This window comes from Microbacterium foliorum (assembly GCF_006385575.1).
Classification (GTDB): domain Bacteria; phylum Actinomycetota; class Actinomycetes; order Actinomycetales; family Microbacteriaceae; genus Microbacterium; species Microbacterium foliorum_B.
This window is the reverse complement of record NZ_CP041040.1, coordinates 2814013-2839013: the sequence shown is the minus strand read 5'-3', so window position 1 is coordinate 2839013 and position 25001 is coordinate 2814013. Positions and strand designations below refer to the sequence as shown.

The 25001-nt window shown below is 66.1% G+C and carries 17 protein-coding genes; 11 read left to right on the top strand and 6 right to left on the bottom strand.

The features are described 5' to 3' along the window. Nucleotides 1–36: 36 nt before the first annotated feature. Nucleotides 37–2388, bottom strand: a complete 2352-nt coding sequence (locus FIV50_RS13745) for a glycosyltransferase (protein WP_140037909.1) — start codon at nt 2386–2388, stop codon at nt 37–39. An 89-nt stretch (nt 2389–2477) separates the two neighbouring features. Next, nucleotides 2478–3287, bottom strand: coding sequence for a hypothetical protein (locus FIV50_RS13740; RefSeq protein WP_140037908.1), 810 nt, complete (start codon nt 3285–3287; stop codon nt 2478–2480). A gap of 24 nt (nt 3288–3311) precedes the next feature. Between FIV50_RS13740 and FIV50_RS13735 the strand changes: the two genes are divergently transcribed. Then, nucleotides 3312–4580, top strand: a complete 1269-nt coding sequence (locus FIV50_RS13735) for a polysaccharide pyruvyl transferase family protein (RefSeq protein ID WP_258184279.1) — start codon at nt 3312–3314, stop codon at nt 4578–4580. A gap of 5 nt (nt 4581–4585) precedes the next feature. Here the strand turns inward: FIV50_RS13735 and FIV50_RS13730 are convergent, their stop codons facing one another. Then, entirely contained in the window at nt 4586–6982 is a 2397-nt protein-coding gene (locus FIV50_RS13730) for a glycosyltransferase (protein ID WP_140037907.1), read from the bottom strand. A gap of 134 nt (nt 6983–7116) precedes the next feature. After that, entirely contained in the window at nt 7117–9450 is a 2334-nt protein-coding gene (locus FIV50_RS13725; protein WP_140037906.1) for a glycosyltransferase, read from the bottom strand. A 40-nt stretch (nt 9451–9490) separates the two neighbouring features. On the opposite strand from FIV50_RS13725, the gene FIV50_RS13720 reads away from it, so the two are divergent. The 5 genes from FIV50_RS13720 to FIV50_RS13700 all read left to right on the top strand — a co-directional run bounded on the left by FIV50_RS13720 (nt 9491) and on the right by FIV50_RS13700 (nt 15575). Next, nucleotides 9491–10657 (top strand): nucleotide sugar dehydrogenase, encoded by a 1167-nt coding sequence (locus FIV50_RS13720; protein WP_140037905.1) that lies wholly within the window; start codon nt 9491–9493, stop codon nt 10655–10657. 231 nt (nt 10658–10888) lie between these two features. After that, the gene (locus FIV50_RS13715; RefSeq protein ID WP_181164224.1) at nt 10889–11614 is read left to right on the top strand and encodes an ABC transporter permease; all 726 of its coding nucleotides are present in this window, start codon (nt 10889–10891) and stop codon (nt 11612–11614) included. After that, nucleotides 11607–13298, top strand: coding sequence for an ABC transporter ATP-binding protein (locus FIV50_RS17690; protein ID WP_258184278.1), 1692 nt, complete (start codon nt 11607–11609; stop codon nt 13296–13298). The genes FIV50_RS13715 and FIV50_RS17690 overlap by 8 nt, the downstream gene beginning before the upstream one ends. 124 nt (nt 13299–13422) lie before the next feature. After that, nucleotides 13423–14472 carry a polysaccharide pyruvyl transferase family protein gene (locus FIV50_RS13705; RefSeq protein ID WP_140037903.1) on the top strand — a complete coding sequence of 350 codons (1050 nt, stop codon included), beginning with the start codon at nt 13423–13425 and terminating at the stop codon, nt 14470–14472. After that, nucleotides 14469–15575 carry a glycosyltransferase family protein gene (locus FIV50_RS13700; protein ID WP_140037902.1) on the top strand — a complete coding sequence of 369 codons (1107 nt, stop codon included), beginning with the start codon at nt 14469–14471 and terminating at the stop codon, nt 15573–15575. Before FIV50_RS13705 ends, FIV50_RS13700 begins: the two co-directional genes overlap by 4 nt. On the opposite strand, the gene FIV50_RS13695 is transcribed toward FIV50_RS13700, so the two are convergent. Together FIV50_RS13695 and FIV50_RS13690 are read right to left on the bottom strand one after the other, a co-directional pair. Further along, complete coding sequence (locus FIV50_RS13695) at nt 15576–16541, bottom strand: glycosyltransferase family 4 protein (protein WP_140037901.1); 966 nt, start codon at nt 16539–16541, stop codon at nt 15576–15578. Continuing rightward, complete coding sequence (locus FIV50_RS13690; protein WP_140037900.1) at nt 16538–17665, bottom strand: glycosyltransferase; 1128 nt, start codon at nt 17663–17665, stop codon at nt 16538–16540. Before FIV50_RS13690 ends, FIV50_RS13695 begins: the two co-directional genes overlap by 4 nt. A gap of 166 nt (nt 17666–17831) precedes the next feature. Here FIV50_RS13690 and FIV50_RS13685 point away from each other — a divergent pair, with 166 nt between their 5' ends. The 5 genes from FIV50_RS13685 to FIV50_RS13665 all read left to right on the top strand — a co-directional run bounded on the left by FIV50_RS13685 (nt 17832) and on the right by FIV50_RS13665 (nt 24912). After that, complete coding sequence (locus FIV50_RS13685) at nt 17832–19916, top strand: glycosyl hydrolase (protein WP_140037899.1); 2085 nt, start codon at nt 17832–17834, stop codon at nt 19914–19916. A gap of 73 nt (nt 19917–19989) precedes the next feature. After that, on the top strand, nt 19990–21726 hold the full coding sequence (locus FIV50_RS13680; protein WP_140037898.1) for a DUF4012 domain-containing protein: 1737 nt from the start codon (nt 19990–19992) through the stop codon (nt 21724–21726). Nucleotides 21727–21871: 145 nt separating this feature from the next. Then, on the top strand, nt 21872–23305 hold the full coding sequence (locus FIV50_RS13675; RefSeq protein ID WP_258184277.1) for a sugar transferase: 1434 nt from the start codon (nt 21872–21874) through the stop codon (nt 23303–23305). A 78-nt stretch (nt 23306–23383) separates the two neighbouring features. Continuing rightward, the gene (locus tag FIV50_RS13670; RefSeq protein WP_140037896.1) at nt 23384–23890 is read left to right on the top strand and encodes a hypothetical protein; all 507 of its coding nucleotides are present in this window, start codon (nt 23384–23386) and stop codon (nt 23888–23890) included. Between the two features lie 41 nt (nt 23891–23931). Further along, nucleotides 23932–24912 (top strand): M23 family metallopeptidase, encoded by a 981-nt coding sequence (locus tag FIV50_RS13665; protein ID WP_140037895.1) that lies wholly within the window; start codon nt 23932–23934, stop codon nt 24910–24912. Nucleotides 24913–25001: the final 89 nt, after the last annotated feature.

The following is a 25001-nucleotide window of genomic DNA, read 5'->3' as shown; positions in this document are numbered from 1 at the left end:
CTGCGTGCATGATCGATCCCGATCAGCTTGCCTGCATTACCGCGCCCTTAGCCGGCGGATCGCTTCACTCATCTTGCGGGGAAGGTAAGTGATCACCCGGCCCACTCGGAATGAGGGGCCCTCACTGATCTGCTCGAGTCGTCGTCGTGTCCGGTCGAGTTCGCGGCGCATCGCGCCGTTGTTCGAGATCCCAGAGTCCTTCTGATAGTTCATCTCGGAGAATCGAACCAGCCAGTCGATGAGCAATCGAGAGTCGGCGAGGGTGGGGTCGGGAGAGTACAGCGCCGGAAGCGTGTCGTTCAGTAGCGCGATCGTCAGTGCGTCGACATCCACCGCCGCTGCGGTGCGGGCGAAGTCGCGCGCGGCATTCGAAAGCTCCTGATACCGCTCCGTATTTCTGAACGCATCGCGGATCGCGTCTGCCAGCGCAACGGGACTGTTCGGGGGCGTCCGGATCATGCCGCCGTTGTGCTGGGCCGTCGTCAGCCAGGGCAGGTCGTACATGACGATCGGCAGTCCGAACGCCTGCGCCTCGAGGAGGGTGAGCGGCGAGCCCTCGATCGCGCTGGTGCTCATCAACGCATGTGCGTCGGCGAGTAGCGTCGCAAGTTCAAGCGCTGTGCGCTCACCGAGCAGCTCGACGTGTTCATCGACTCCATGGCCACTGATCGCTCGCCGCACCGAATCTGCGGTCAGGTTCTTCGAATCGGGGCCGATGATCCTCAACCTGAAGTCGACCCCACGTGCTTTGAGTTCTCGTGCAGTCGCTACCAAGTCGAGGACCTGCTTGGTCGGCCCGTCCAGCCGGCCCCACCAGACCAACTCCACACGGCCGAGCGGGTAGGGGCGTTCGTGTGCAGTTCTGAGCGCGTCCAGTGCCAGTGGAGACAGCGGGTTGGGAAGATACACGACGTTATCGACGCCCCGTAGCTTCCAGAACGCAACATCCGAGGGTGAGAGTGTCACCACGCGCAATAGCAGACGAAGATGCGCCGTGAGGAACGAGGTCCGTTGGTTCGCATCGAAAATCGGTCGTAGGGCGAAGTTGTGAATCCACCCGATGGTCGGAATTCCGACGCTGAGCGCGGCCAGCGCCCGCCAAGCCCAGTTCTCGTTGTACAGAATGTGATGGTCGATGATGACGTCGACTGAGTGATCACGGCAGATCTCGAGCCAACGATTTACTCGGTCGAGCGCGTCTCCTCCCACGAGTTCGATCGTCACCCCTGCAGGAAGATCGATTTCCCGCGTCGTGTGACGCAGCACGGCGATGGTCACTTTGTAGCCTGCCGCCGAGAGCGCCGCAGCTTGAGCCAGCAGGACTGACTGCAAACCACCGGTGTCGAGGTGAGCTGTGTGCAGCAGCACGCTTCGCCGGTCCGAGGTGCTGTCTAGGGGGCCTTCCGTAGCGAGCGAGAGAGGGCCGAGCGCTTCTCCGCAGAACGCCACTGCTGCTCGGATGAGGTCGAGCTTCCCGACTCTGGCTTCTAGCAGCGCCAAACATGAGCGCTGCAGCGAACCTGAGGTCTCGCGAACACAGCTACGCAACACGCTGGCGATGAGATGCAATCGCGCCGATTGATAGCACCGCTGAAGCGTTTCCGGGTCCGGAGATTTTGCGGCGACCTCCTCAACCTGGCTCGCTATCGATGTGATCGGGTCCACACCGTTGAGGAGGAATGCGAACCGTTCCACGCTCTCGGTGACATGACCACTCGTGCCACGCCGAAAGTGATAACGGTACAACCTCTCGCCCGTGGACACGTATCTCGTCGCGTTCGCGAGTGCGAGAAACGTGATCGGCAGATCGTTTGCACGGTAGAAGCTCAGATGGGGGTCGACGTCCTCGTAGGCCTTCGTCAGCAAGGATCTCTCGAAGAGGTATCGCCACAGGTGCCCGTTCGCTTCCTCGCCGACCGGAAACAGGGCGGGGATGATGTTGGGGGCGCTCAGCTCGCCGAACTTCGGTTGCAACGCGGCTTCGAAGCGTCGCGGGGCGCGCGAATCGGCCGTGACGATGTCCACGCCGAAGCCAACCACATCGGCTTTGGCGGATGCGGCTTTACGAAGCGTGACGGATGCCGCGTTCGGGGCGAGTTCATCGTCGCCATCCAAGAAGAGAATGTAGGGAGCAGTCGCAGCCTCGATACCGACTCGACGCGCCTGAAAGGCAGATCGGTTCTCGGGTTGGCGGATCAAACGGATCCGCGCATCCTTGCGACGGGTCTCTTCCACGATCTCCACCGTCGCATCGGTGGACGAATCGTCGACGCAGATGATCTCTATGTCCGTGAGAGTCTGTGCCAGGCAGCTCTTGAGCGCCTTCGCGACGAACTCCTCGTCGTTGAACAGCGGCATGACGATCGATACGCGGGGGGAGCTGGACACAGGTACGACCTCGAGAAGTGGAAGAAGATGAATCCTGCGGGGCCTGGCCGCACGCACGAACGATCTCGACGATCCTAGCGCGCCGAGATTCAGGACCTCGAGTGCCGACGTGCCACGTCTTCGAACAGCACCGCGTAGGCGTTCTGGGTCGTCTCCAGGCAGCGGCCGTCCAGGTTCGGTCGGGCTATCTCCGGCGTCGCTCGAACCCGGGCGAGAGCGAGATCCAGTGCCTCCGCAGTCACTGGGCCATCGCTGAGGTGCAACCACTCGGGCCCCACTTGCTGCGCAAGCCGTGTCATGGCTTCCGTACGAGGTGTGAGCACAGGGCGGTCGAGTGAAAGCACGAGGAAAAGCGTCTGGAAGTGCTCGATGGTCCGCGTCTCGGGAACGATCGTGAGTTCCGCGGCATCGATCTCCTGCACCTGCGCGCCATCCGAGAGAGCTTCGAGTCGCGCGGACAGATGCCGCGGATACCGTGATGCTTCAGATTCGACAGCGCGCGCCAGGCTCGGCGCCGCTGAGCCGACCACGCGCAGTTCGAGGTCTGTCGTGTCCGCAGCCCGCGGTATCGCCAGAAGCCCGAGCGTCACCGGGGGAAGCTCTGTGGGTGCGATACACAGAACTCGGTTTCGCATCATCGCTGCTCGGGGGTACCCGATGAAGCGGTCGCGATAGTGGGCGTGCGGGATGAGGGTGGTCTTGTCTGCGTCTGGCGTGGGCGTCGACTCGTCGAACACGATGAAGGCGTCGGTCGCTCTGTCGAGGAGTGATCGCGCCCACCGGGCGGCCCGCCCGCCTGGTGGTTCAGAGGAAGCTGGCGATATCGTGCGGATCAGGGCGATGTCGTGCTTGCGCAGGTTCCGCACCAGCACAGCGACCGCGAGGGGCGACGCGGCCACATCCGCATCGGGTGTCCCCAGGAGATGATCGAGATTCTCGTCAGCGACGTGGAGGATGTCGATGTCGAACCGAGTCAGAACCCCCTGAGAGAAACGAAACTCCAGGTGCTCGCTCCCGCCGCCGACGATCTGATCGATGTAGCGCAGCAAGGGCGCAGTCGGTCGATGAACCTCTTGCACGACGGGCCGCGGTGCGGGATGCGCGTCACCGGAGAGCGAGATCACTTCTCCATACTATGGTTGCCGTGTGGAGGGCTATCGATGAGGGACGCGTTCGTCCAGCCATCCGGACAAGACGACAACCTCGGCGACTCGGCGCTACGCGCGGGACTCCTCCAAGCGCTGACCATCGCCGGTGCACGCCTTCACGTGCATCTCGTCGGGCAGACATCGGACTACGTGTCCGGTCTTCCCCTCGTCTCCGATGGCACGGTCTATTCTGATCGCGGCAAGTGGCTGCGAGCCAGCGAGGATGTGACTCGCCCCGTCTACATCTCCAACGCGGGGGAGATCAGCCCGCAGGCGGACCAGCCGTATCCGCAGCCCGACCGCGCGCGAGAGATGCAGCGCTTCCTCCAGAGAGATGGCCTTGTCATCGCTGCTGGGATCGGCCTCAAGGACCTGACAGCCGGTGCGGCGGTGCGGTTCGCTCCGGTCCTGCGTCACGCTGCACTCGTCTCGTGGCGAGATGTCGGTTCACGCGACGCTGCCGGCTTCGGCCAGGTGGCACCCGACTGGGCGTTCGCACAGGGATCGTCGACCTCGGCCTGGGAAGACCAAGGGAACAGACCATTCACCGCCGTGACTCTCCGGTTCGATCGTCCATGGCCGGACGATTCCTGGATCCGGGCCGTGCGAGAGCTCGCCAGACGCACGGGTACGACGATCGTGACCGTTGCTCAGGTCGCGCGCGATGCGCCACGTGCTGTGCGTTTGGCAGAGGTTCTCGGCGGACGCTATCTCGTGTCTCCGAGCACTCGGCATGATGACCTCGACCGCCATATGCGCGATGTGTACGCGCGGTCGCTCGCGGTCGTGAGCGACCGTGCACATGCGCTCATTATGGGCGCAACCGAGGGAGCCTATCCGCTCGGGACGGCTGCCGACCCGCAGAAGATCGAGCGCATTCTTGCTGCGGCCGGGATCGGCGCGCTCACGGGACACCATGACAGCATCGCCGACCGTGCGGACAGACTCGATTCCGAGCGCATCGGACTCGAAGGAGCGGTGCAGGCTTCGCGTGCCGAGATCTACTCACTCACGGTTCGAATCCGAGCGGTGTTCGACCTGTAGGCGCGTCAGCGCCCGACGGTCAGCATGGCCTTCACACGCTGCGCGAGAGGCCGCAACGCAGGAAAGACCTGAAGCAGCGAGCGCCCGACCGGCTGTGCGCGCTGCCAGAAGTGCTGCTTGAATGAAGAGCCGCCGCGCTGTGAATCAGCTGCACTGCGCCCTCTACCCGTGCCATGCCCGTCGCGCCGGCGCGCCGTCGAGTCCGCGCGCGGCCCCGTGTGCTGGTCCGCGTAGAAGATGGTCCAGTCGAGCAGGGTCTGTGCTTGTTCGAGGGTGGGGACGGGGGAGTACTGAGACGGCAACGAACCCGTGATCAGCTGCTCATACAGGTGGGCGAAGTCGTACGATCGTGCCCGCTCGGCAGCGACCAGCGATGCAACGGATAGCTGCCCGTATCTCTCGTCAGACGCGAAGACTGCAGCGACCTGGCAGGCGAGTGCCGCGGCGTCGCCCTGTGGGACCGAGACCACGCCTGCATTCCCCTGAACCACCATCAACCAGGGCAACTCGTACATGAACACGGGTAGGCCTCGTGCCTGCGCTTCGACGATCGTGAGCTGGTAGCCCTCGATCACGCTCGTGGTGACGAAGGCCTGCGCGCCGTCGATCGCGTCGATCAGCTTCTGTCCACGCTTCTCCCCGACAGCCTCGATGAAGCCATCGAGATGGCGCGCACGCGCGAGTTCGTTGAATCGATCCGAGGTGAGATCGCCTCCGTCAGGGCCGATCACGGTGATGTGGAAATCGAGAGACAGCCTGCGAAGCTCGTGCGCGACATCGATCAGATCCGTGACCCGCTTTGTTCGATCATCAAGCCGGCCGTACCAGAGGAGCTCGATCCGACCCCCCGGACGCCTGGAGGCGAGCGCCTCGCCCTTCGATTCGAGCATCAGCGGCGATGGCGGGTTCGGCAGATAGACGCTGCGGGTCACTCCGCGCAGCTTCCAGAACGCGACGTCCAGCGGCGACAGGGCGACCGTGGTCGCCAGAAGAGGCAGAGACTCCTTCAACAGCCCGTGCATCCCGCTGCCGTCGTAGGTGGGTCGCCCTGCGAAGGAATGGAGCCACCCGATCGTCGGGACGCCCAGGGCTCGTGCCGTGAGCGCATACTCTGGCCAGTCTCGCGAATACATGACCTGATGATCGATGATGACGTCGACAGCGCGCGACCGGCAGATCGCAGCCCATTCCGTGAGCCGCTCCGGCAGACCACGGCCGACCATCTCGATGAACTCGACGCCCTCGGGCACGAGGTTGCGGTTGCTGTCGAATCTTCGAGCGACGATGAGCACTCGATATCCGGCTTGCCGCAGATACGCGGCCTGCGTGAGCAGCACATTCGAGACGCCGCCCGTCGTCAGCGACCGAGTCGTCAGCATGACGCTGTGAACGGGGGCGGCGCCCAGTTCGACCGGCGCACTGCGGCGCTTCAGCGCCGAAAAAGTCTCGGGGTGGAACCGTGCTGCCGCCAGGACGAGATCCACCGGGGGAGCGCAAGTGTTGAGGTGCGCCAGCACGTCGTCTACGAGGTGCTGAGCCGTGTGTGCGAGGAGATGCGAGAGGACGTGTCCGATGATCGACAATCGTGCGGAGTCGTAGGCATCGAGCAGAAGAGCAGGGTTGCTGCGCGTGCGCGCGATCGAACGGACAGCGGACTCGATGCTGTCGATCGAGCGGATCGCGTCCGCGTAGAAGTACGCCTGATCGAGGGTCTCGACTGCCTGCCCGCTGCCGCCTCGCCCGTAGTGATATCGGTAGAGGCGGTCGTCGATCGAGACATAGCTGTTGGCAAGCGCCGCGACCAGGAACAACAGAGGCAGGTCATTCACACGGGGGAGCGCAAGGTCGGTCGGCACCAGTTCGTACGCCTTGCGAACAACCGCAGTGCGGAACAGGAAGCGCCAGAGTTGCCCTTGCGCAGGCTCACCCGGCGGGAAGAGTCCTCCGAGGACGCCTGTTCCGGAAAGCGCGGCGCGCTGGGGGGCGAGTCGCTTCTGGTAACCGCCGACGATCCGTCCATCGGGTGTCACGACTTCGGTGCCGAATCCCACAAGGTCCGCATCGTGTCGCGTGGCGGCTGCAAGAGCCTTCTGGGCGGCATCGGGGAGTAACTCGTCGTCGCCGTCCAGGAAGAGCACGTGCGGCGCAGTTGCTTCGATGACCCCCGCGCGTCGGGCTTGCAATGCGGTCAGGTTGTGCGGCTGGTGCAGGAGTCGCACCCGCGAGTCGCGCTCCCGGAAACGCTCGACCACGTCAGCAGTATCGTCCGTCGAGGCATCGTCGACACAGATGATCTCGACCTCTGCGAGTGTCTGTGCGAGGCAGCTCTCCAGAGCCGCCTCGATGGTCTCGGCGTCGTTGAACAGTGGAATCACGATCGAGACGCGGGGCGCGGTTGGCATGGGGGACTCCGGAGATCTGTGGGAATACGCGGGCCACACGTTCGAGGTGCGCCGGGCTGGCTCGTTGCCATCCTAGGCGGGAGGGTCGCGCCTCTCGGGTGGGGCGTCCGTGTGGACGTGATGGCTCGGACAGCTCAGCGCGCGCCGAGCCATCCCTTCGCGCGGTGCGCGAGCGGCTGCAGACCGGGGACGCGCCGCAGCGTCGCGCGACCGAGCGGCGCCGCCGACTGCCAGACGCGCTTGCCCCATGTCGATGAATCGGTGGATGCGAGGGTGCGGCCCTCCGCACGCTGTGCGAAGAACACCAGCAGACCGAGCAGCCGACTGGCATCGTCGAGCGTCGGCTGCGGTGAGAACCTCGGCGGAAGACTGCCCGTGACCAGGTCGACATACAGTTGGGCGAAGTCGTCCTCGCGCGCCCGTGACGCAGCCTCCAACGAGGCGAGCGAAAGCTGCACATAGTGTGCTGGGTCCATGAGCGTCTCGGCGAGCCGAGAGGCGAGCCCCCGCGCGTCGCCCTGCGGCACCGCGACGACGCCCTGGTTCTCCTGCACGAGTGTGAGCCAGGGCAGCTCGTACATGAACACCGGCAGCCCACGAGCCTGTGCCTCCGCGATCGTGAGCTGGTACCCCTCGATGATGCTCGTCGAGACGAACGCATCGGCAGCGTCGATCGCGGCGACCAGAGCAGCTCCTCGCCGAGGCCCGACCGCGGTGACAGCGTCGCCGACGCCCCGCCGCCGTGCGAGCGCGTTGAGCTTCTTCGCGGTGACGTCATCCCAGTCGGGGCCGATGACGGTGAGACGGAACGGCACGCCAAGGGCACGCAGCTGCACGCCCACTTCGACGAGTTCACGCACCTGCTTCGTGCGCTGCTCGAGTCGTCCCCACCACACCAGCTCGAGCCGACCCGACGGGGCGCGCTTCGCACTCGAGTGAGCCGACGACTCGAGCATCAGCGGCGAGGGGGGATTCGGCAGGTATGCGACGTGTTCGACGCCCCGCAGCCGGAAGTAGGCGACGTCGAGCGGCGACAGCGTGATGAGCTGGGCGAGCGTCGGGCTGCACCGCTCGGTGAGCGTCAGCCGGTCGTTGCCGTCGTACACGGGTCGAGCGACGAAGTTGTGCAGCCAGCCGATCGTCGCCGCGCCCTCTGCTCGCGCCACGAGGGCGAACTCCGGCCAGGTGTCCATGTAGAGCACCTGATGGTCGATGATCACATCGACCTCGTGTGCTCGGCAGAGCTCAGCCCACTGCGCGAGCTGATCGGAAAGCCGACGTGAGGCCAGCTCGACGAACGGGATGCCGGCGGGCAGTGCGCTCGCGTCGCTCCCGCCGTTGCGCGCCACGACGGTCACGCGGTAACCGGCTTCGTGCAGGTATTGCGCCTGCGACGTGAGCACGGCGGAGACGCCCCCGGTGCGCAACGTCGATGTGACGAGCAGGATGCTGCGCGCGGGCCGTTCGGGCAGGCCCTGCCACGGCGTATGGAACTTCAGAGCCTTGAGCGTCGCCGGATAGAACCGCGCGGCCGCATGCACGATGTCCTGCCCGCTCGCGACCGTGTGCAGGTGCGCGAGAGCGCTGTCGAGCACTGCGTCATCGCTGTGCTCGACGAGTTGAAAGCACACGTACCCGATGATCGACAGTCGCACAGACTCGTAGGTGTCGCGCACGAGGTCGGGCTCGGCATGAGACGCGGCGAGTGAATCGACGGCCGGTCCGATCGCATCGACCGAGCTGATCGCCCCGGTGTAGAACTGCGCGCGTTCGACGGTGTCGACACGGTGCCCGCTGCCGCCGCGACCGAAGTGGTAGAGGTACAGCTTGTCGGGAACAGCGGCATAGCTCGTCGCGATCACCGCCGCGAGGAACAGCAGCGGGAGGTCGTTGACTCGGGGCAGCGCGAGGTCGTCGGCGACCAGCGAGTACGCCTCGCGCAACACGCGGGTGCGGAAGAGGAACCGCCAGAGCTGGCCCTGCGCCGGCTTGCCGACCGGAAAGAGCCCGCTCAGCACGTCGTGGCCGCTCAGCGGATGCTGCGGCGGCTGCAGTCGCACCTCGTAGGGACTGCCGGTGCGGCCGTCTCGCTCGACCACAGTGACGCCGAAACCGACGATGTCGGCATCCGTCGCCTCGGCCTGCGCGACCGCTGTCGCTGCGGCATGCGGCGTCAGCTCGTCGTCGCCGTCGAGGAACATCACGAGCTCGGCGCTCGCCGCGAGGACCCCGGTGCGGCGGGCTTGGAACGCCGACAGGTTGCGTTCGTGACGCACGACGCGCACCCGCGGGTCGCGCTGCCGGAATCGCTCGAGCACTGCCGCGGTGCCGTCGGTGGACGCGTCGTCGACGCAGACGATCTCGATGTCGACGAGGCTCTGCGCCAGGGCGCTCTCGAGAGCAGTCGCGACAGTTGCGTCGTCACCCGAGACCGGCATGACGATGGTGAGCAGAGGGCGCAGAGTCATCGCGCACGAGTCTATCCGCGGGCCGGGATAGCCTGAGGGCATGAAGATCGCCATTGCAGGGACCGGATACGTCGGCCTGTCCAACGCCGTCATCCTCGCCCAGCACCACGAGGTGTTCGCCGTCGACATCGACCCGGTGAAGGTCGAGATGCTCACCCGCCGGGTCTCGCCCATCGCCGATGTCGAGCTCGAGGACTACCTCACCACCCACGAGCTCGACCTCACACCGACGGTCGATGCCGAGGAGGCCTATCGGAACGCCGACTTCGTCGTCGTGGCGACGCCGACGAACTACGACGAGGTCACCAACTACTTCGACACCTCGACGGTCGAGAACGTCATCGACACCGTGCTCGCGGTGAACCCTGACGCCGCGATCGTGATCAAGTCGACTGTGCCGGTGGGCTTCACTGCGCGGATGAACGCGGAGCATCCGCGGGCGACGATCGTCTTCTCGCCGGAGTTCCTGCGAGAGGGGCGCGCGCTGCACGACAACCTCTACCCGTCGCGCATCGTCGTGGGCGACAGGGGCCCTGTCGGAGAGGCCTTCGCCGCGCTTCTGCTCGAGGGCGCGATCGCCACCGACGTGCCGGTGCTGCTCACCGAGTCGACCGAGGCAGAGGCGATCAAGCTCTTCGCCAACACCTACCTGGCGTTGCGCGTGGCGTATTTCAACGAGCTCGACACCTACGCGGTCGTGCATGGACTCGACACGAAGCAGATCATCGAGGGCGTGGGACTCGACCCGCGCATCGGGTCGCACTACAACAACCCCTCCTTCGGCTACGGCGGATACTGTCTGCCGAAGGACACCAAGCAGCTGCTGGCGAACTACTCCGAGGTGCCGCAGAACCTCATCGCCGCGATCGTCGACGCCAACAGCACACGCAAGGACTTCGTCGCCAGCGACATCCTCGCCCGAGAGCCCCGCACCGTGGGCGTCTATCGCCTCGTCATGAAGTCCGGGTCCGACAACTTCCGCGCGTCGTCGATCCAGGGCATCATGAAGCGCATCAAGGCGAAGGGTGTCGAGGTGGTCGTCTACGAGCCGTCCTTCGACGAGGACGAGTTCTTCCACTCGGAGGTCGTGCGCGATCTCGACGAGTTCAAAGCCCGGGCCGATGTCATCATCGCCAACCGCGCGACCGAAGCACTCGACGACGTCGCCCACAAGATCTACACCCGCGACATCTACGGTCGCGACTGAGTGGTCGACAGTCGTCGGGCGCGAACGGTGGGGTAACATGATCCGATATGCCACCTCGATGCGGCCATATCGCGTGTCAAGGTAGAGAGAGGTAGAGGATTCCGAATGGGAGCGATGGTTGCGCCCTCGACCGCGGGACTGGCCGAGGTGGGTACACGCCCTCGACTGAGCGACTACCTTTCGGAGACGTGGCGCCTTCGTGCCTTCGCCGTTAGGCTCGCGGGGAGTCGCTTGATCTCCAGCCTGCTGCCGAATCGCCTCGGTGTGCTCTGGATCGTGCTCAAGCCGCTGTCGCTTGCGATCATCTACGGAACGATCTTCCACTTCGTGCTTGCGGGCCCGGCCCGCCCGGCGAACTTCGTGCAATACCTCATCGTCGGCATCTTCGTCTTCGAGTTCTTCACCGGGTGTTTCGGAAACGGTTCGAAGGCGATCACGAGCAACACCAAGCTCGTGCAGAGCTTCGGGTTTCCGCGCATTCTGCTCCCTGTCGCCGTGATCGTGGAGCAGGCGATGCGGATGGTGCCCGTGGTGCTGCTGTTGGGGATTCTCTTGCTCATCTTCGGCGAGCCGATTTCCTGGTCATGGTTACTCATCATCCCCATCCTCGCTGTGATGGGCGTATTCAATCTGGGCGTGGCTCTCGTAGTAGCTCGAATCGCGGTGCGGACACGAGACATTCAACAGGTCGTGCCGATCATCAACCGCGTGCTCTTCTACGCGACGGGTATTTTCTTCAACGTTGATGGCGCACTCGCCGACTACCCGACGCTGCTGACGATCATGCACCTCGTCCCGACCTACGAATTCATCTCTCTCTCACGCGACGTTCTGCTTTCGGAGTACTCCGCTCCGTTACTCGCCTGGATCGCTGCTCCTATCTGGGCACTGGTCATGTTCGTTGGCGGCGTCATATATTTCTGGCAGGGCGAACCGAGGTATGGCCTCAGTGACTGACCTATTGATCCCCGGCCAGCAATCGGGCACGGTCGACTCGGCACCTCGCGCGATGATCGTGGCCGACGATGTTCACATCAACTATCGGGTGTACGCGTCGGGCAAGAGGATGACGGCCCGCGAATCTCTCACGAGCCTGCGCTCGTTTAGAGGCGGACGGGATCTGACGACGGTGCCCGCCTTGCGCGGGGTGAGCTTCACCGCGACCGAGGGCGAGTCGATCGGTGTCGTCGGGCACAATGGCTCCGGAAAATCAACTCTGTTCAGGGCGATGAGCGGTCTGATACCCCCATCCGAGGGCGCTATCTTCGCTCGCGAGCGGCCCGTGCTGCTCGGTGTGAATGCTGCGCTCGTCCCAGAACTGTCGGGCGAGAACAACATCAAGCTCGGTCTGCTGGCCATGGGCTTCTCACCCGAAGAGGCTGCGAGCCGAGTTGACGAGATCGCCGACTTCGCAGAACTCAACGATTTCATCTATCACCCCATGCGCACGTACTCCTCGGGTATGGCGGCGCGGCTGAAATTTGCGATCGCGTCAGCGAAGGCGCACTCGATTCTCCTCATCGATGAGGCGCTCGCGGTGGGCGATCGACGGTTCCGGACCAAGAGCGAAAAGCGCATCAATGAGCTTCGCGACAGCGCCGGGCTGGTGATGATCGTGAGCCACTCGACAAGCTCGCTCAAACAGACTTGCGAACGTGTGCTGTGGGTCCACAAGGGTGAACTCATCGCCGACGGCCCGGCCAGCGAGGTCATAGCGGAGTACGTTGCCTGGTCCAAGAAGCCTGGAGCGGGCGCGGTGGGGGCTGCTGCAGCGCCGAAGCCGAAGACGGAGAACGCACCACCGGTCGCCGTGGGATTCGAAGCGCACTCTGTCGCGGAAGGCTCTGCGAAGACGCGTTCGACGGGAGCGGCGCCCGTAGCGATCTCCTCGCCCGAAGACGAGCCACGCGCTCGCGCTCGTCGCGATCGCCATCGTCGGATTGAGCAGCGTTCAAGGAAGCGAAGTGTGCTGCTGATGGCGCTGACGGGCGTAGCCGTGCTCCTCGCCGTCGCCGCGGGTGCGATCATCGGAACGCTGAGCAGCGTCGCAGCTCCGGCGGAACCGGAGCCGTCCGCACGCCCGACGCCTGCGCCTACCGCCTCTGCAGCGGACCCGGTGATCCAGAGCTTCTCCACCAATGTGGCAACCGTCGAATGCGCCTCCGAAGAGGCCGAAGACGGACAGGTGCTGCTGAGCTGGCAGATCGACGACGCGGAGAGCGTCGCGATCGGGGCAGGAGATGCGCAGGTCGACGCGCTCGAGCTCCCCATCGCCGCAGCGCTGCCGGCGAATCTCACTGATCGAGCCGTTCCGTTCTCGTGCGCGGCGGAGGCGGTCGTCTACACCGTCACCGCGGAGAACGCCGACGGGGTAAGAGTCAGCGCGTCCGCCTCGGTCGCCCGCGTGTTGCCGGTCGAGACCGAGGAGCCCGACTACGAGGAGCCCCGGCCCGAACCGCGTCCCTCGCAGCCGAGCGAACCTGAGCCGGAGCCCGCGCCCGAGCCGGTTGTTCCATCTGAGCCCGCGCCTCCCGTCGAGACCGAGACACCGGCACCGCCGACAGACCCCGGCACGGACCCTGGCACCGGCACCGACCCAGGCACCGGCACAGACCCCGGAACCGGAACGATCATCCCCTGATCGTCACGGCGCGCTGGCGCCAGGGGCGTCCGCGCACGGCCCGCATCGCGGAAGCGACTAGATTTGCCTCATGCGCCGCCGGGATTCACGATCGTCCAGAGCGCCCCGCGCAACCCGAACCTTTGTGTCGCTCACGGGCCCCGCAGGCAACATCGGTGACGCGCTGATCCGCCGAGAGACCCTCGCGTGGGCGATGGGCACGAGCGACGAGCTGGTCGCGTACACCGGGGATGCGCCCGATGTGTGGCTGACGCAACTGGGCCTGCCAGGTGACGCGCTCGTGCTGCGGACCAAGAAGTCGGTGCCGCGCTGGCTCCGGCTTCTCGTGCTGGCGCCGCGTCGCCCTGTGCTGGTGTTCGAAGCGGGTGAGATCCCGCTCGATCGCGGCAACGGTCTCCGAGAGCTCGTCTTCCTGGTCGAGACTCTCATCGTCCGCGTCAAGGGCGGGGTCGTCGTCCGGCCGCCGCGCGGGATCCGGGCGCCCTCGCAGCCCGCTCTCGCCATTCATCGCCTGGCGGCCCGTCTCTCGCAGGTGACGCTGTGGCGCGACGAGTCGACGCTGGCGACTGCGCGATGCGGCCGCCTCGCACCGGACATCGGATTCTCGGCCGGCGCGCGCCCCGGACTCCCGTGGGGCGAGCGCTCCGAGCTGCTGGTGAGTCTGCGCGGCGCGCGCCCGCTGCCGGATGCAGAGTGGCTCAGCGCGGTGCGTGAGACGGCCGAGCGTGCGGGGCTCGCGATCCGCACCGTCGTGCAGGTGCGCGAAGACGAGAGCCGAGCGCGTGAGCTCGCCCAGCTGCTCGGCGGTGAGTTCGAGCCCTGGGGTGACACCGACCCCCTCGCGCAGGAGGAGCGCCTGCGTCACCGCTACGACGCGGCGCAGATCGTCATCAGTGACCGCATGCACGTTCTCGTGCTCGCCGCTCTGAGCGGGGCGGTTCCCCTCGAACTGGTTCCCCGACCGACGATGAAGATCACGAAGGCCTTCGAGGCCATCGGGCTGCACGGCGTCTCCGTCGACTCGTCTGCGGATGATCGGACGCGCATGCGCGCGGCACTTCTCCCGACGCCGGAACGCGCGGCGGAGGTCTCCGAGCGCGTGCGCATCGCGGCGGCGACTCTCGAGGACATCCAGCACGAGATCCGCGACGCTGTGCGCAGGGTGCGAGCATGACCGACGCAGCGGCGCGAGCCGGCGCCCCGCCCGCGCGCATCCTGTTCCTCTCGCACAGCCATCCGTTCGGTGCCTTCCGGGTCGGCAGTCACCACTACGCCCGTGTGCTCTCCGCGCGCGGAGCGGATGTCGTGCACCTGAGCACACCGATCTCCCTCCTCCATCGGCTGACCGGACGTGTGGATCGACAGCACCTGGCAGGCGTACCTGGTCGCGCTCGGCGCGACGACGACGGCGTGCTGCAGGTCGTCCCACGCACGACCCTGCCGGCGCCGGTCGGGGCGCCCAGCGTCGCTCGGATGCTGAAGCGCGAGGGCATCGCCGCAGGATTCGATGCCGTGCTCATCGATCAGCCGCTGCTGTGGGACGGTTCGGTGCGATCGCTCTCGGATCGCGTGATCTATCGCCCCACAGACCTGTATCCCGACGGGCTGAAGCAGTCCCTGCAGCGACGCATACTCGACGAGGTCGACGGCGTGATCGCCACATCGGACGAAGTCCTGCGAGGGCTCGGCGCGCTGCGCGTCCCCTCGCTCGTGCTGGAGAACGGCGCTGAGGTCGCCCGCTTCGCACCGCAGGTCGCCGAACATCGTCCCCGTGCGGCGCGGTGCGTCTACGTCGGGGCGCTCGACGCCCGATTCGACTGGGAACGCGTCGAGGCCTGGGCGCGAGCACGGCCGGATGTCGATTTCCTCATCGCCGGTCCCGACGCCAGCCCGCCGCGGCCCGTGCCGTCGAACGTCGACGTCGTCGGGCCCGTTCCCTACGCAGAGGTCCCCGCATTGCTGCACACGTCGCGCGTCGGTCTGCTGCCGCTCTCCGACAGCCCCCTCAACGCCGGCCGCAGCCCGATGAAGCTCTACGAGTACCTCGCTGCCGGGCTCTCTGTCGTGGCGCGCGAGACACCCGGCATCCGCGCAGCATCCGATCTCGGCATCGAGGTGTACACCGACGACAGCGACGCGGATGCCGCGCTCGAACGCGCGCTCGCACAGACGTCGCCGAACCGCGCCGGCGGCGAAGCCTCGTCTGCCGCATCGTGGGAGCGCAAGACGGACTCACTGGAGGACTTCCTCCGCTCGATCCGGGCGCGCCGAGCCTAGTCAGCCGAGCAGCCGGGTGATCGTCTCCGAGATGATCCCCGCGGTGCGGTCCCAGTCGTATCCCCGTGGCGGAACGACCCGTCGCTGGGCGGCGACGGCCTCGGTCAGCGCGTTCGCCCACTCGTGCGCATCGTCGGGGGAGTCCACCGCATGACCGCGATCTCCGACGATCTCCGCGACCGATTCGCATCCAGCCCAGTGCACGACAGGTGTGCCACAGCGGATCGACTCCAGGGCGGGAAGCCCGAACCCTTCGAGTGTCGAGGGCATCACGGTCGCCGCAGCGCCCCGGTAGAGATCCGCGAGCTTCTCGTCGTCGACGCCGCTCACCCAGCGCACTCGGGCGTCAACGAGCCGGCGCGCCGCCCTGGCCTCGAGGTCGGCGGTCTCGCGCTCGGGGACGACAGCCACGAGGCGCACGTCACGCGCCGAGACCAGCGCGTCGAGAACGACGTCGAGATTCTTGTGTGCCCGGCCGTTGCCGACGAACAGCACGTAGGGGTCCGACTGCTGCAGCGAGCCTGCCCGCGGGTGGAAGGCGTCGGAGCATCCGTTCCCGGCATTGACGATCTCGACGTCGTCATCCCTCACCCATGAGCGAAGCGCTCGAGCCGACGTCTCGGAGACGGTGAGCACGACCCCTGCTCTGCGGACGACGTCTCTGACCGGGCCGGAGTAGTACGCCGCGAACTTCCAGCGGCCGAGCCCCGGACTGCTCAGCTGGATGAGATCGTGCAGCGTGAGCAGCTGCTTTCGAGCGCGCACGAGAGCGCCGTAGCCCGGTGAGTAGACGAGCGCATCGGGCGCGGCCGCCGCGCCCACCGAGCGGAACGCGTCGAGCGGAGAGAACGGGGTGCCGCCGAGGTGCAGGGGCTCCCAGGGGAGGGTGAGCCGGGGGAGGACCTCCGCGGCGTAGCGGCCGATGCCGTGCGCGCCGCGGTACCGGTCGTCGACGAGAACGGTCACGCGCTCCTCGTCTCGGACTGGCGGGCGCCGTCGACCGACTCCGTCACCCACTCGTGGATGCGACCGGCGAACACCGCTTCAGAGAACTTCTTCGCCTGCGTTCGGCACGCCTCGTGTGAGACGCCCGCGGCCACCTCGACCGCGCGGCGCAGCTCGTCGCGCGACCAGTGCTCGACGAACGCGCCGGTGGTGCCGTCGACGATCGTCTCGGCCGTCCCGCCCACGGGGGCGGCGATCACAGGTCGGCCTGCTGCCATGGCCTCCACGGGGACGATACCGAAGTCCTCGACCGCGGGGAAGACGAGGGCGAGACAGCGCTGCAGCAGCGCCCGGTAGAGCTCCGCACCCGGCGACCGCACGAAGAAGACCCGACCGGGTGCGCGCTCCTCGGCGAATGAGCGCAGACGGGCCTCATCCGGTCCCGCACCCGCGAGCACGACGGGCACGTCTGCGGCGATGCCGGCCTCGATCACGAGATCCAACCGCTTGTAGGGGATGAACCGAGAGAAGCCGAGGAGGAACGTCTCCGGCAAGCCTGCGAGCACGTCGTGGTCTCGCTCGTCCGGTTCCGGTGCACGGAGAAAGCCGGCCACATCGACGGGAGGGTGGATCACCGTGCTCTCGCGATGCCACGCCTGGGCGATGCGCTTCTGCACGAACACGCTGTTCGCCGCTATCGCGATCGGCTCCTGGGCCCGCCTGCGATCAAGCCCTTTCAACATCTTCGCCGCGGCCCTCGCGGCGAACGAGTCGCCGCGCACATCGAGCTCGGGGTTCCAGATGTACCGCGCGGGGGTGTGGGCGTACACGAGCTTGGGGGCGCTGCGCCCGGCGCCCGCGAATCTCGCATGGTGTGCGAAGAGATGCGAGCTCGTGAGGATCCAGTCCGCCTCCACGCTCGGAAGCGTCCGCCAGGCGAGCGGCATCAGCCCGACGGCTGCGGCTTTGCGTCCGCGCAGCGGTGTGCGCGCCAACCACGTCTCGCCGTCGACGACGAAACGGCCTTCGCTCTCGTTCCACAGGCAGAAGCGGGCGGCGTCGGGGAACACTTGGCTGAGTGCCTCGAAGACGTTCTCGGAGCCGCCTCGCGGAGCGAGCCATTCGTGCACCAGCACACCGCTCACAGCGCCGACCTCGCACCACAGGGCACGCGGGCGCGCAGTCGGGGCCGAGCCTCTGCAAGCATGCGTCGAGTCTAGGCAGGTTCTCAGCGCACGAGCCGCCACCGGCTGTCAGCTTCGTCTCGACTTCGACCCGATATGTTGGGAAGAACACACCCGGGGGAAGGACATGATGGCTCTGCGCGCGACGAAGAAGACGATCATCATCGCGAGCGCGGTCACCGTGCTCCTGGTCGGAGGGGGTGCCGCGGCTGCGATGGTGATCTCCGGACAGCAGGCGCAGCCTCGTGCCGACGCATCGCCGTCGCCCGAGGCCACTCCCGAGCCGGTCGTGACCGAACCGCCGGCCGTGGTTCCTGTCACGAACGTCGCGCGGGCATCGATCGATGCATGGACGCTCGCTGGCCGGGGAGTGGTCGGCACGGTTCTTCCCGAGGTCGGAGACGCCGCGCAGGGCGCTGTGTCTCTGCGGGTGGATGCTCCGGCCGATGATGCGGACATCATCGCTGCGTCCGCTCCCGTCGCGCTCGCTCCAAGCACGGACTACACGCTCAGCGTCTCCGTGCGGGTGCTCGCCGAAGAGAAGACCGAGACGGGCGTCCGCCTGACTGCGGCAGGCCAGACCTTCACGCTTCCCGAGCTGGATGCCGAGTGGGAGACGCTCGAGTTCCCGTTCACATCGGCGGTCGATCAGGCAGCCGCATCGACGTTCGATGTCGTGCTCTCGGGCGCTGTGCGAGGGTTCGGGATCGACGACGTCTCGATCACCGCGGTCGGCAGCGACAACCTCGTTCCGAACGGCTCGTTCGAAGCGGTGCAGACTCCGGCGGGCATCGTCAACGACTCTCTCGTCATGACCGACGAATCCGCTGTGCTCGCCGTCTCGCTCGCCGAGGGACCCGTGCAGTGGAGTGCGACGTCGACGGCGGGCGGTGAGCCGATCACCGGCGAGTTCGGGTCGACGGGCCCGCTGTCGGCTCTGCCGTTGACCGGCGTATCCCAGGGGCACTACACAGTCGCCGTCAACGATTCCGCAGGTCGCCAGATCCAGACGGACGTCGCTGTGATCGACGCCGATGGTTTCTCCGTGACTCAGGACGGACGCTTCGGAGTGGGAGCCCACGTCGAGAAGGATCCCTTCATCGGCACAGGTTCTCTGGCAGCCGCGATCGGCTTCGCCGAGGTCCGCAACGACATCTCATGGGAGCGCAACGAGAAGGTCGCCGGCCAGTACGTGTGGGACGAGAATTACGGGCGGGAGTTCGAGCGCATGCACGCGAACGACGTGAAGCTGCTGGGCCTCGTCGTGTACGGCAACAGGCTCTACGGCGCCAGAAAGGCGCCAGGCAACGAGGCGGCGATCCAGGCCTACGGCGCCTATGCGAAGGCCGTCGCCGACAGATTCGACCTCGTGGGTCTCGAGGTGCTGAACGAGTTCAATCATCGCGAGAACGACACCGCGTGCGGCCCGGCGCCGGCGTGCTACGTGCCCATCGCGCAGTCCGTCCGCGACCACGTCAGCACCGCGTATCCGGATCTCCCGATCGTCACGGGGTCCACAGCCCTCTACGACAGCGAATGGTTCGCCGGATTCTGGCAGGCCGGCGGCATGGCCGTGACCGACGCGGCGAGTTATCACCCCTATGAGTCGTGGATCAACCGCGACGCCGATCTGATCGCCGGCACCGTGCAGCAGTCCTACGCCGATATGCAGCAGTACGCGGGTGAGACGCGACCCGTGTGGGTCACCGAGATGGGTTTCCCCACGCACTACGACGGTGTCTCCCTGCTCGAGCAGGGGCAGATGATGGTGCGCAACCAGACTCTGGCCTTCGCCAACGGGGTCGAGAAGTACTTCTGGTACGACCTCGTCAATGACACTCCCGACCCCGCCGCGGGCGAGGCGAACTTCGGGCTCTACGAGAACTCGCCACGAGCGGATGTCGTCGCTCTGGCACCGAAGCCCGGGGCTTTCGCTCAGGCTCTGATGATCACGCAGCTGCGCGACAAGGCCTTCGCCTCGGACGAATCGGATGACACGACCACGGTCGAGGTGTTCGGGTCGGGAGACGACGAGACCCGCATCGCGTGGGCGAAGCAGGGCGAGGTGCAGCGCATCTTCGCGTCCGACGTCCCCCTGACGGTCACCGACATGTCCGGGAGCACGACGTCGGTCGCGCCGGAAGACGGTCAGGTCACGCTGACCCTCGGCGCTTCTCCGGTCTTCATCTCATCGGAAGCAAAGTCGGAGTGAGTCCGATCGCAGCGGCCCCAGGTACCGCCAGTACAATTCACCAGGTCCTCAGAGCACGAAAGGTAAGTCCTTCATGAGCGCAGAGCGTCAGGATGCGCAGGGCGTCGACGAGCAGAGGCCGGGCCGTCAGCGTCGGCGGCGCCGAATCTGGACCGTTGTCATCCTGGTCATCATCGCCTTCCTCGTCGCTGTGTGCTGGGTCGGACTGCGTGCCATCACGGTGAAGGACGGACTCGTCCAGAGTCAAGATCTCATCGCGGAGATTCAGAGTGGAGGCGCTGTCGATGATGTCCTCCCTGAGCTGTCCGAGAACGCCGCCAGCGCGGGTGCCGCGGCATCCGACCCGGTATGGTGGGCCATGGAGTGGATCCCCGTCGTGGGCGACAATCTCAAGGGGGTGCGCCTCGCTGCACAGTCGCTCGATGCGCTCGTCAACGATGTCGCGCTGCCCGTGATGGGCAATGAGGATTCCACCGGATCGATCACGGAGCGGCTGCTCGATGCCACCGACGATCAGGCGACGCACATCACCGAACTCGCCGACGGGCTGGAGTCTGTTTCCAAGTCCCCCTTCCTCGTCTCGGTCGTGCGCGAGGGCGTCGATCAGGTCGACGAGGTGATGTCGGCGGCCGCCCCCATGATCGGCGTTCTTCCGAAACTGCTCGGAGGCGACGGCGAGCGCAATTATCTTCTCGTCTTCCAGAACAACGCTGAGACGCTCGCGCTCGGGGGAAGCGCTGCCGCACAGACTCTCGTGAAGGTCGATGAGGGGTCGATCGAGATCGGCGCGCAGGGCGACAGCGGCAACTACCAGAACGGCGTCGCCGTCGACGTGGAGGTGCCCTCGAGCGCCATCCAGCTGTACACGAGCTATCTCGTCGACCACATCAACACGAGCATGAGCCGCCCCGACTTCCCCACCGCGGCGAAGATCATGCGTGCCTGGTGGCAGCGGGACATCGCCGACGATGAGATCGCCGGGGTCATCTCGATCGATCCGCTGGCGCTGGGGCGCATCCTCAAGGCGACGGGCCCGATCGAGCTCGCCTCGGGCGAGGTCCTCTCCGAAGAGAATGCGGTCTCGCTGCTGCTGAGCGAGGTGTACGGGCGCTGGGACTCCTACGAGCAGCCCGAGCTCGTCGACGGATTCTTCGCCGACACGGCCGCGGCCGTGTTCGACAAGATCGCGACCGGTGACTTCGATCTGAAGGACATGCTGTGGGCGATCACGGAGAGCGCGTCGCAGGGCAGCGTGCTGGTCTGGAGCGACGACGAGCAGGTGGCTGACGCGATCGAAGGTGCCAAGATCAGTGGTGTGCTTCCGGCCGACAACGCCAACGTGACCACCATGGGCATCTATTTCAACAACAGCAACGGCTCGAAGATCGACTACTTCACGGAGACCGCGACGACGGCCACAGCGGTGTGCGAGGCAGATACGGCGACGTTCACCGCCACCGCATCTCTGACGTTGCCCCTGACTCAGCGGCAGGCTGAAGCGCTGCCGCGCTATGTGCAGAGCATGACCTTCGGCGCTCGGTTCCGCGACTGGATCTTCGTCTACGGCCCTCCGGGAACCACACTGGCCGATGCGACCTTCAACGGTGACGAGGTGTCGGTCATGCATCGTGACATCGATGATCTCGGTCGGCCGGTCGTCGCGTTCGAGGCCTGGTTCGACCCGGGCGACTCGGTCGATGTCACAGCGACGTTCGTCGGTGGGGATGGCGACTACGGCCCGCTAGAGGTGAGGACCAACCCAATGGTGCGGGGCGCGAAGCCCGTCGTCACCGACGGCTGCGGCGGTTGAGGTCTGTCCCGGGCTCCGGGCGGACCGATATACTTGCTCGCGTTCTGGCGTCAGTACAGCCGAGGGGGTGAGAGTCGTCGTCGTTCAACTTGAGCACGGTGGCTTCAGTGCCCCGCGTGAGTCGACGAATACGGCCCAGGCTCGCGTGAAGAAGACCCGGCGAGCAGCGTGGACTCGCCTGTACGCGAGTCGTCTCTTCTACAACGACGTGATCGTGGTGCTGGTCACGCTGATCATCTCTACTCTCGTGGTGCTTCCGGGCCTGTTGACAGGTGTCTCGTGGCCAAGTGGGCCCCGAGTGCCCTACGTCGTGGTGCTCGCGTCGATCGGCTTCCTTTGGTTGATCGCGTTGGATGTTGCGGATTCACGGGACCGCCACACCGTCGGACACGGAGCAGACGAGTACCGTCGCATCTTCAACGCGTCGATCGGTGTGTTCGCGATCACGATCGCCGTCGCTTTCTTCCTCGGCATGGAGCTCTCCCGAGCGCTCGTCGCCGTCGTCTTCCCGCTGGGACTGCTGCTCCTTCTGCTGTCGCGATGGATGTGCCGGCAGTGGCTGCGCGGGCGGCAGAAGACAGGCGAGTATCTGCACAGGGCGGTCGTGATCGGCGAGCCGTCGAAGGTCGCCCTCGTGGGGCGCGAGATCCGACGGGCGAAGAGCAGCGGGTACGAGATCCTCGGGGTGATCACCGAGAAGACCTCCGCTGCAGACATCTCGGGCTTCGAGGTGCTCGGCGACATCGCCAACGTCGAGCGGGTGCTCGACGAGGTGCGTTTCGACGCGCTGATCATCGTCGGGTCCGATGACCTCGACCCGCTCACGATGCGCCGCCTGGGCTACTCGGTGTCCGACCGTGACATCCAGCTCATCATGGCCCCGGTGCTGACGGATATCGCCGGGCCCCGCATGCACGCGACACCCGTCGCTGGCCTGCCCCTCGTGCATGTCGACTTCCCACGCATGGAAGGCGCCAAGCGCTTCCTCAAGCGGGCCTTCGACATCGTCGGATCCTCGCTGCTGCTGGCCGCTCTGTCGCCGGTCTTCCTCGTCGCGGCCATCGCGATCCGCATCGACGGGCCTGGAAGCATCTTCTTCCGTCAGGAGCGGATCGGCCGCGGAGGACACACCTTCGGCATGCTCAAGTTCCGATCGATGGTGGCCGACGCCGACGACCAGTTGGCGACGCTTCTCGACCTGCAGGGCGCCGCCGGCACGCCGTTGTTCAAGATCAACGACGACCCGCGCATCACCAGAGTCGGACGTTTCTTCCGCAGGCACTCCATCGATGAGCTGCCCCAGCTGGTCAACGTGTTCCTCGGTCACATGAGCCTCGTGGGTCCGCGTCCTCAGCGTGCCTCGGAGGTCGCGCTCTACGACGACTTCGCGCATCGCCGACTGCTCGTCAAGCCCGGCATGAGCGGGTTGTGGCAGGTGAGCGGCCGATCCTCGCTGTCGTGGGAGGAGACCATCCGCCTCGACCTCTACTACGTCGAGAACTGGTCGCTCATGCAGGATCTCATCATCCTGTTCCGCACGATCCGCACCGTGGTCGCCCCCGGTGCCACGGCGCACTGAACCCGAGTCGCGAAGATTCCCGACGACTGTCCGCGTCGCATCCACGGCTGAGGCCCGGCGCTGGGTACATTCAAAATCATGAGATCCCCCCTTGCTCGGTGTGTCGCCGCGAGTGCTCTGACTGTCGTCCTCGTCGGTGGTGCCTCGGGTTGCGCTGCGCTGCCGAGCACGTCGAGCCCGGTGCCGACATCCACGGCCTCGACTCCTGACCCCACCCCGTCGGTCGCAGAATCCACATCCGAGCCCACGGCCACCCCGGAGTCGACGCAGGCGCCGGCTGATGACTTCGGCGGGTTTTCCAGCGACGAGCTGGCGAAGATCTGCATCGACGCGACGCTCTCGGCGTTCCCGGCCGACGTCGCCTTCACCATCGAAGACACCCGCATCGAGCAGCGACTGGTCTCGCCCGAGTGGCTCGTGCTGGTTCCGGCGCAGGCCTCCGGGCTCCCGGCACAGGCGCAGTGCACGATCGGCGGTTCGCCTTCGGCGCCCGAGCTCGGCATGTCGTCTGCGTCGCTCGAGCCGCTCCCCGAGGAGCAGATCGAGAACCTGATCCGCGGCGAGAACGAAGGCGGCGATCGCTAGTGTGTGACGCGGGGGAGCGCCCTGAACCCTCGGCCAGGCACTTGCCGCAGCCGATCTTCTCGCGGCGCGTGATGCTGTTGGCCGCGGGCACGGCGATCGGCGCTTCGGCAGTCGGGTGGGATCTTTTCGCCCCGGACCTGAGCGCGACCGCGGCGGGGACCTATCTTCGGCCGTGCGGAAGCGTCCCGATTTCGAGCTCCTGGCAGGGACACAAGAACAGAAACCCGCCGTCTGGCGAGCCGGGCACCGACTATGCGGTCATCACCGGCACGCAGATCCAGGCGGCCGCCAACGGCGTGATCGTCGATCGCAAGGACTCCACGACGACCGCCACCGGGCGCTACCTGGCGCTCCGAACCGACGACGGCAACTACATCCGCTATCTGCACCTGCAGTCGAGCACTGTCCCGTTGGGAGCCCGTGTCACGCGTGGGCAGGTGATCGCGTATTCCGGCGCGTCTGGCTTCGGCAGCGAAACGGGCTATGGCCCCCATGTCCACGTGTCCCTCTGGATCGGCGGAACGCCTCTCCAATTGGGATTCACCAACTCGGTCGACTTCGAGAACTACGTCGAAGGCGGTCCGTACCAACCCCCACCGGAGGACCCCGTGCCCCTTCACAAATCGACGAAGTACACCTGGAACGTCGTCATTCCACATAACTCCTGGATGCGCATTCCCGTGGCTCCAGGATCTATCTGGTTGGCTGAGAGCAGCGCGGCGGTCAAAGAGACGGGCGACCTCACGATCTATCTCAGCGCTACCGGCGTCACGAAGGGCTTCCAGGTCCGCGTCCTCGCTCAGAGCCTCAACTCGAGCGGAGCCGTCGTGAGCACCTCAGCTCAACCCGTGCTCGAAATCCCCGCGACCTCTGCCACGACCGCAGGCTCAGCAACCTTTGGCGAATATTCTCTGCCTTACTTCCTCTCAGGGCCCCTCCGTCTATACGCCCAGATCCGAGCCCTCAATGCCGGTATAAAGGTTCATCAGGTGTTGGTGAAGAAGAACTACTGGCAGTCGTAGGACCGGCGTCCCCCTCGTGTGCCGGCGCAGCATCCTCGGAGGGTGGCGTCCGGTGGCGTCCCCGTCTGAAATACTTCCGCCGGACACCC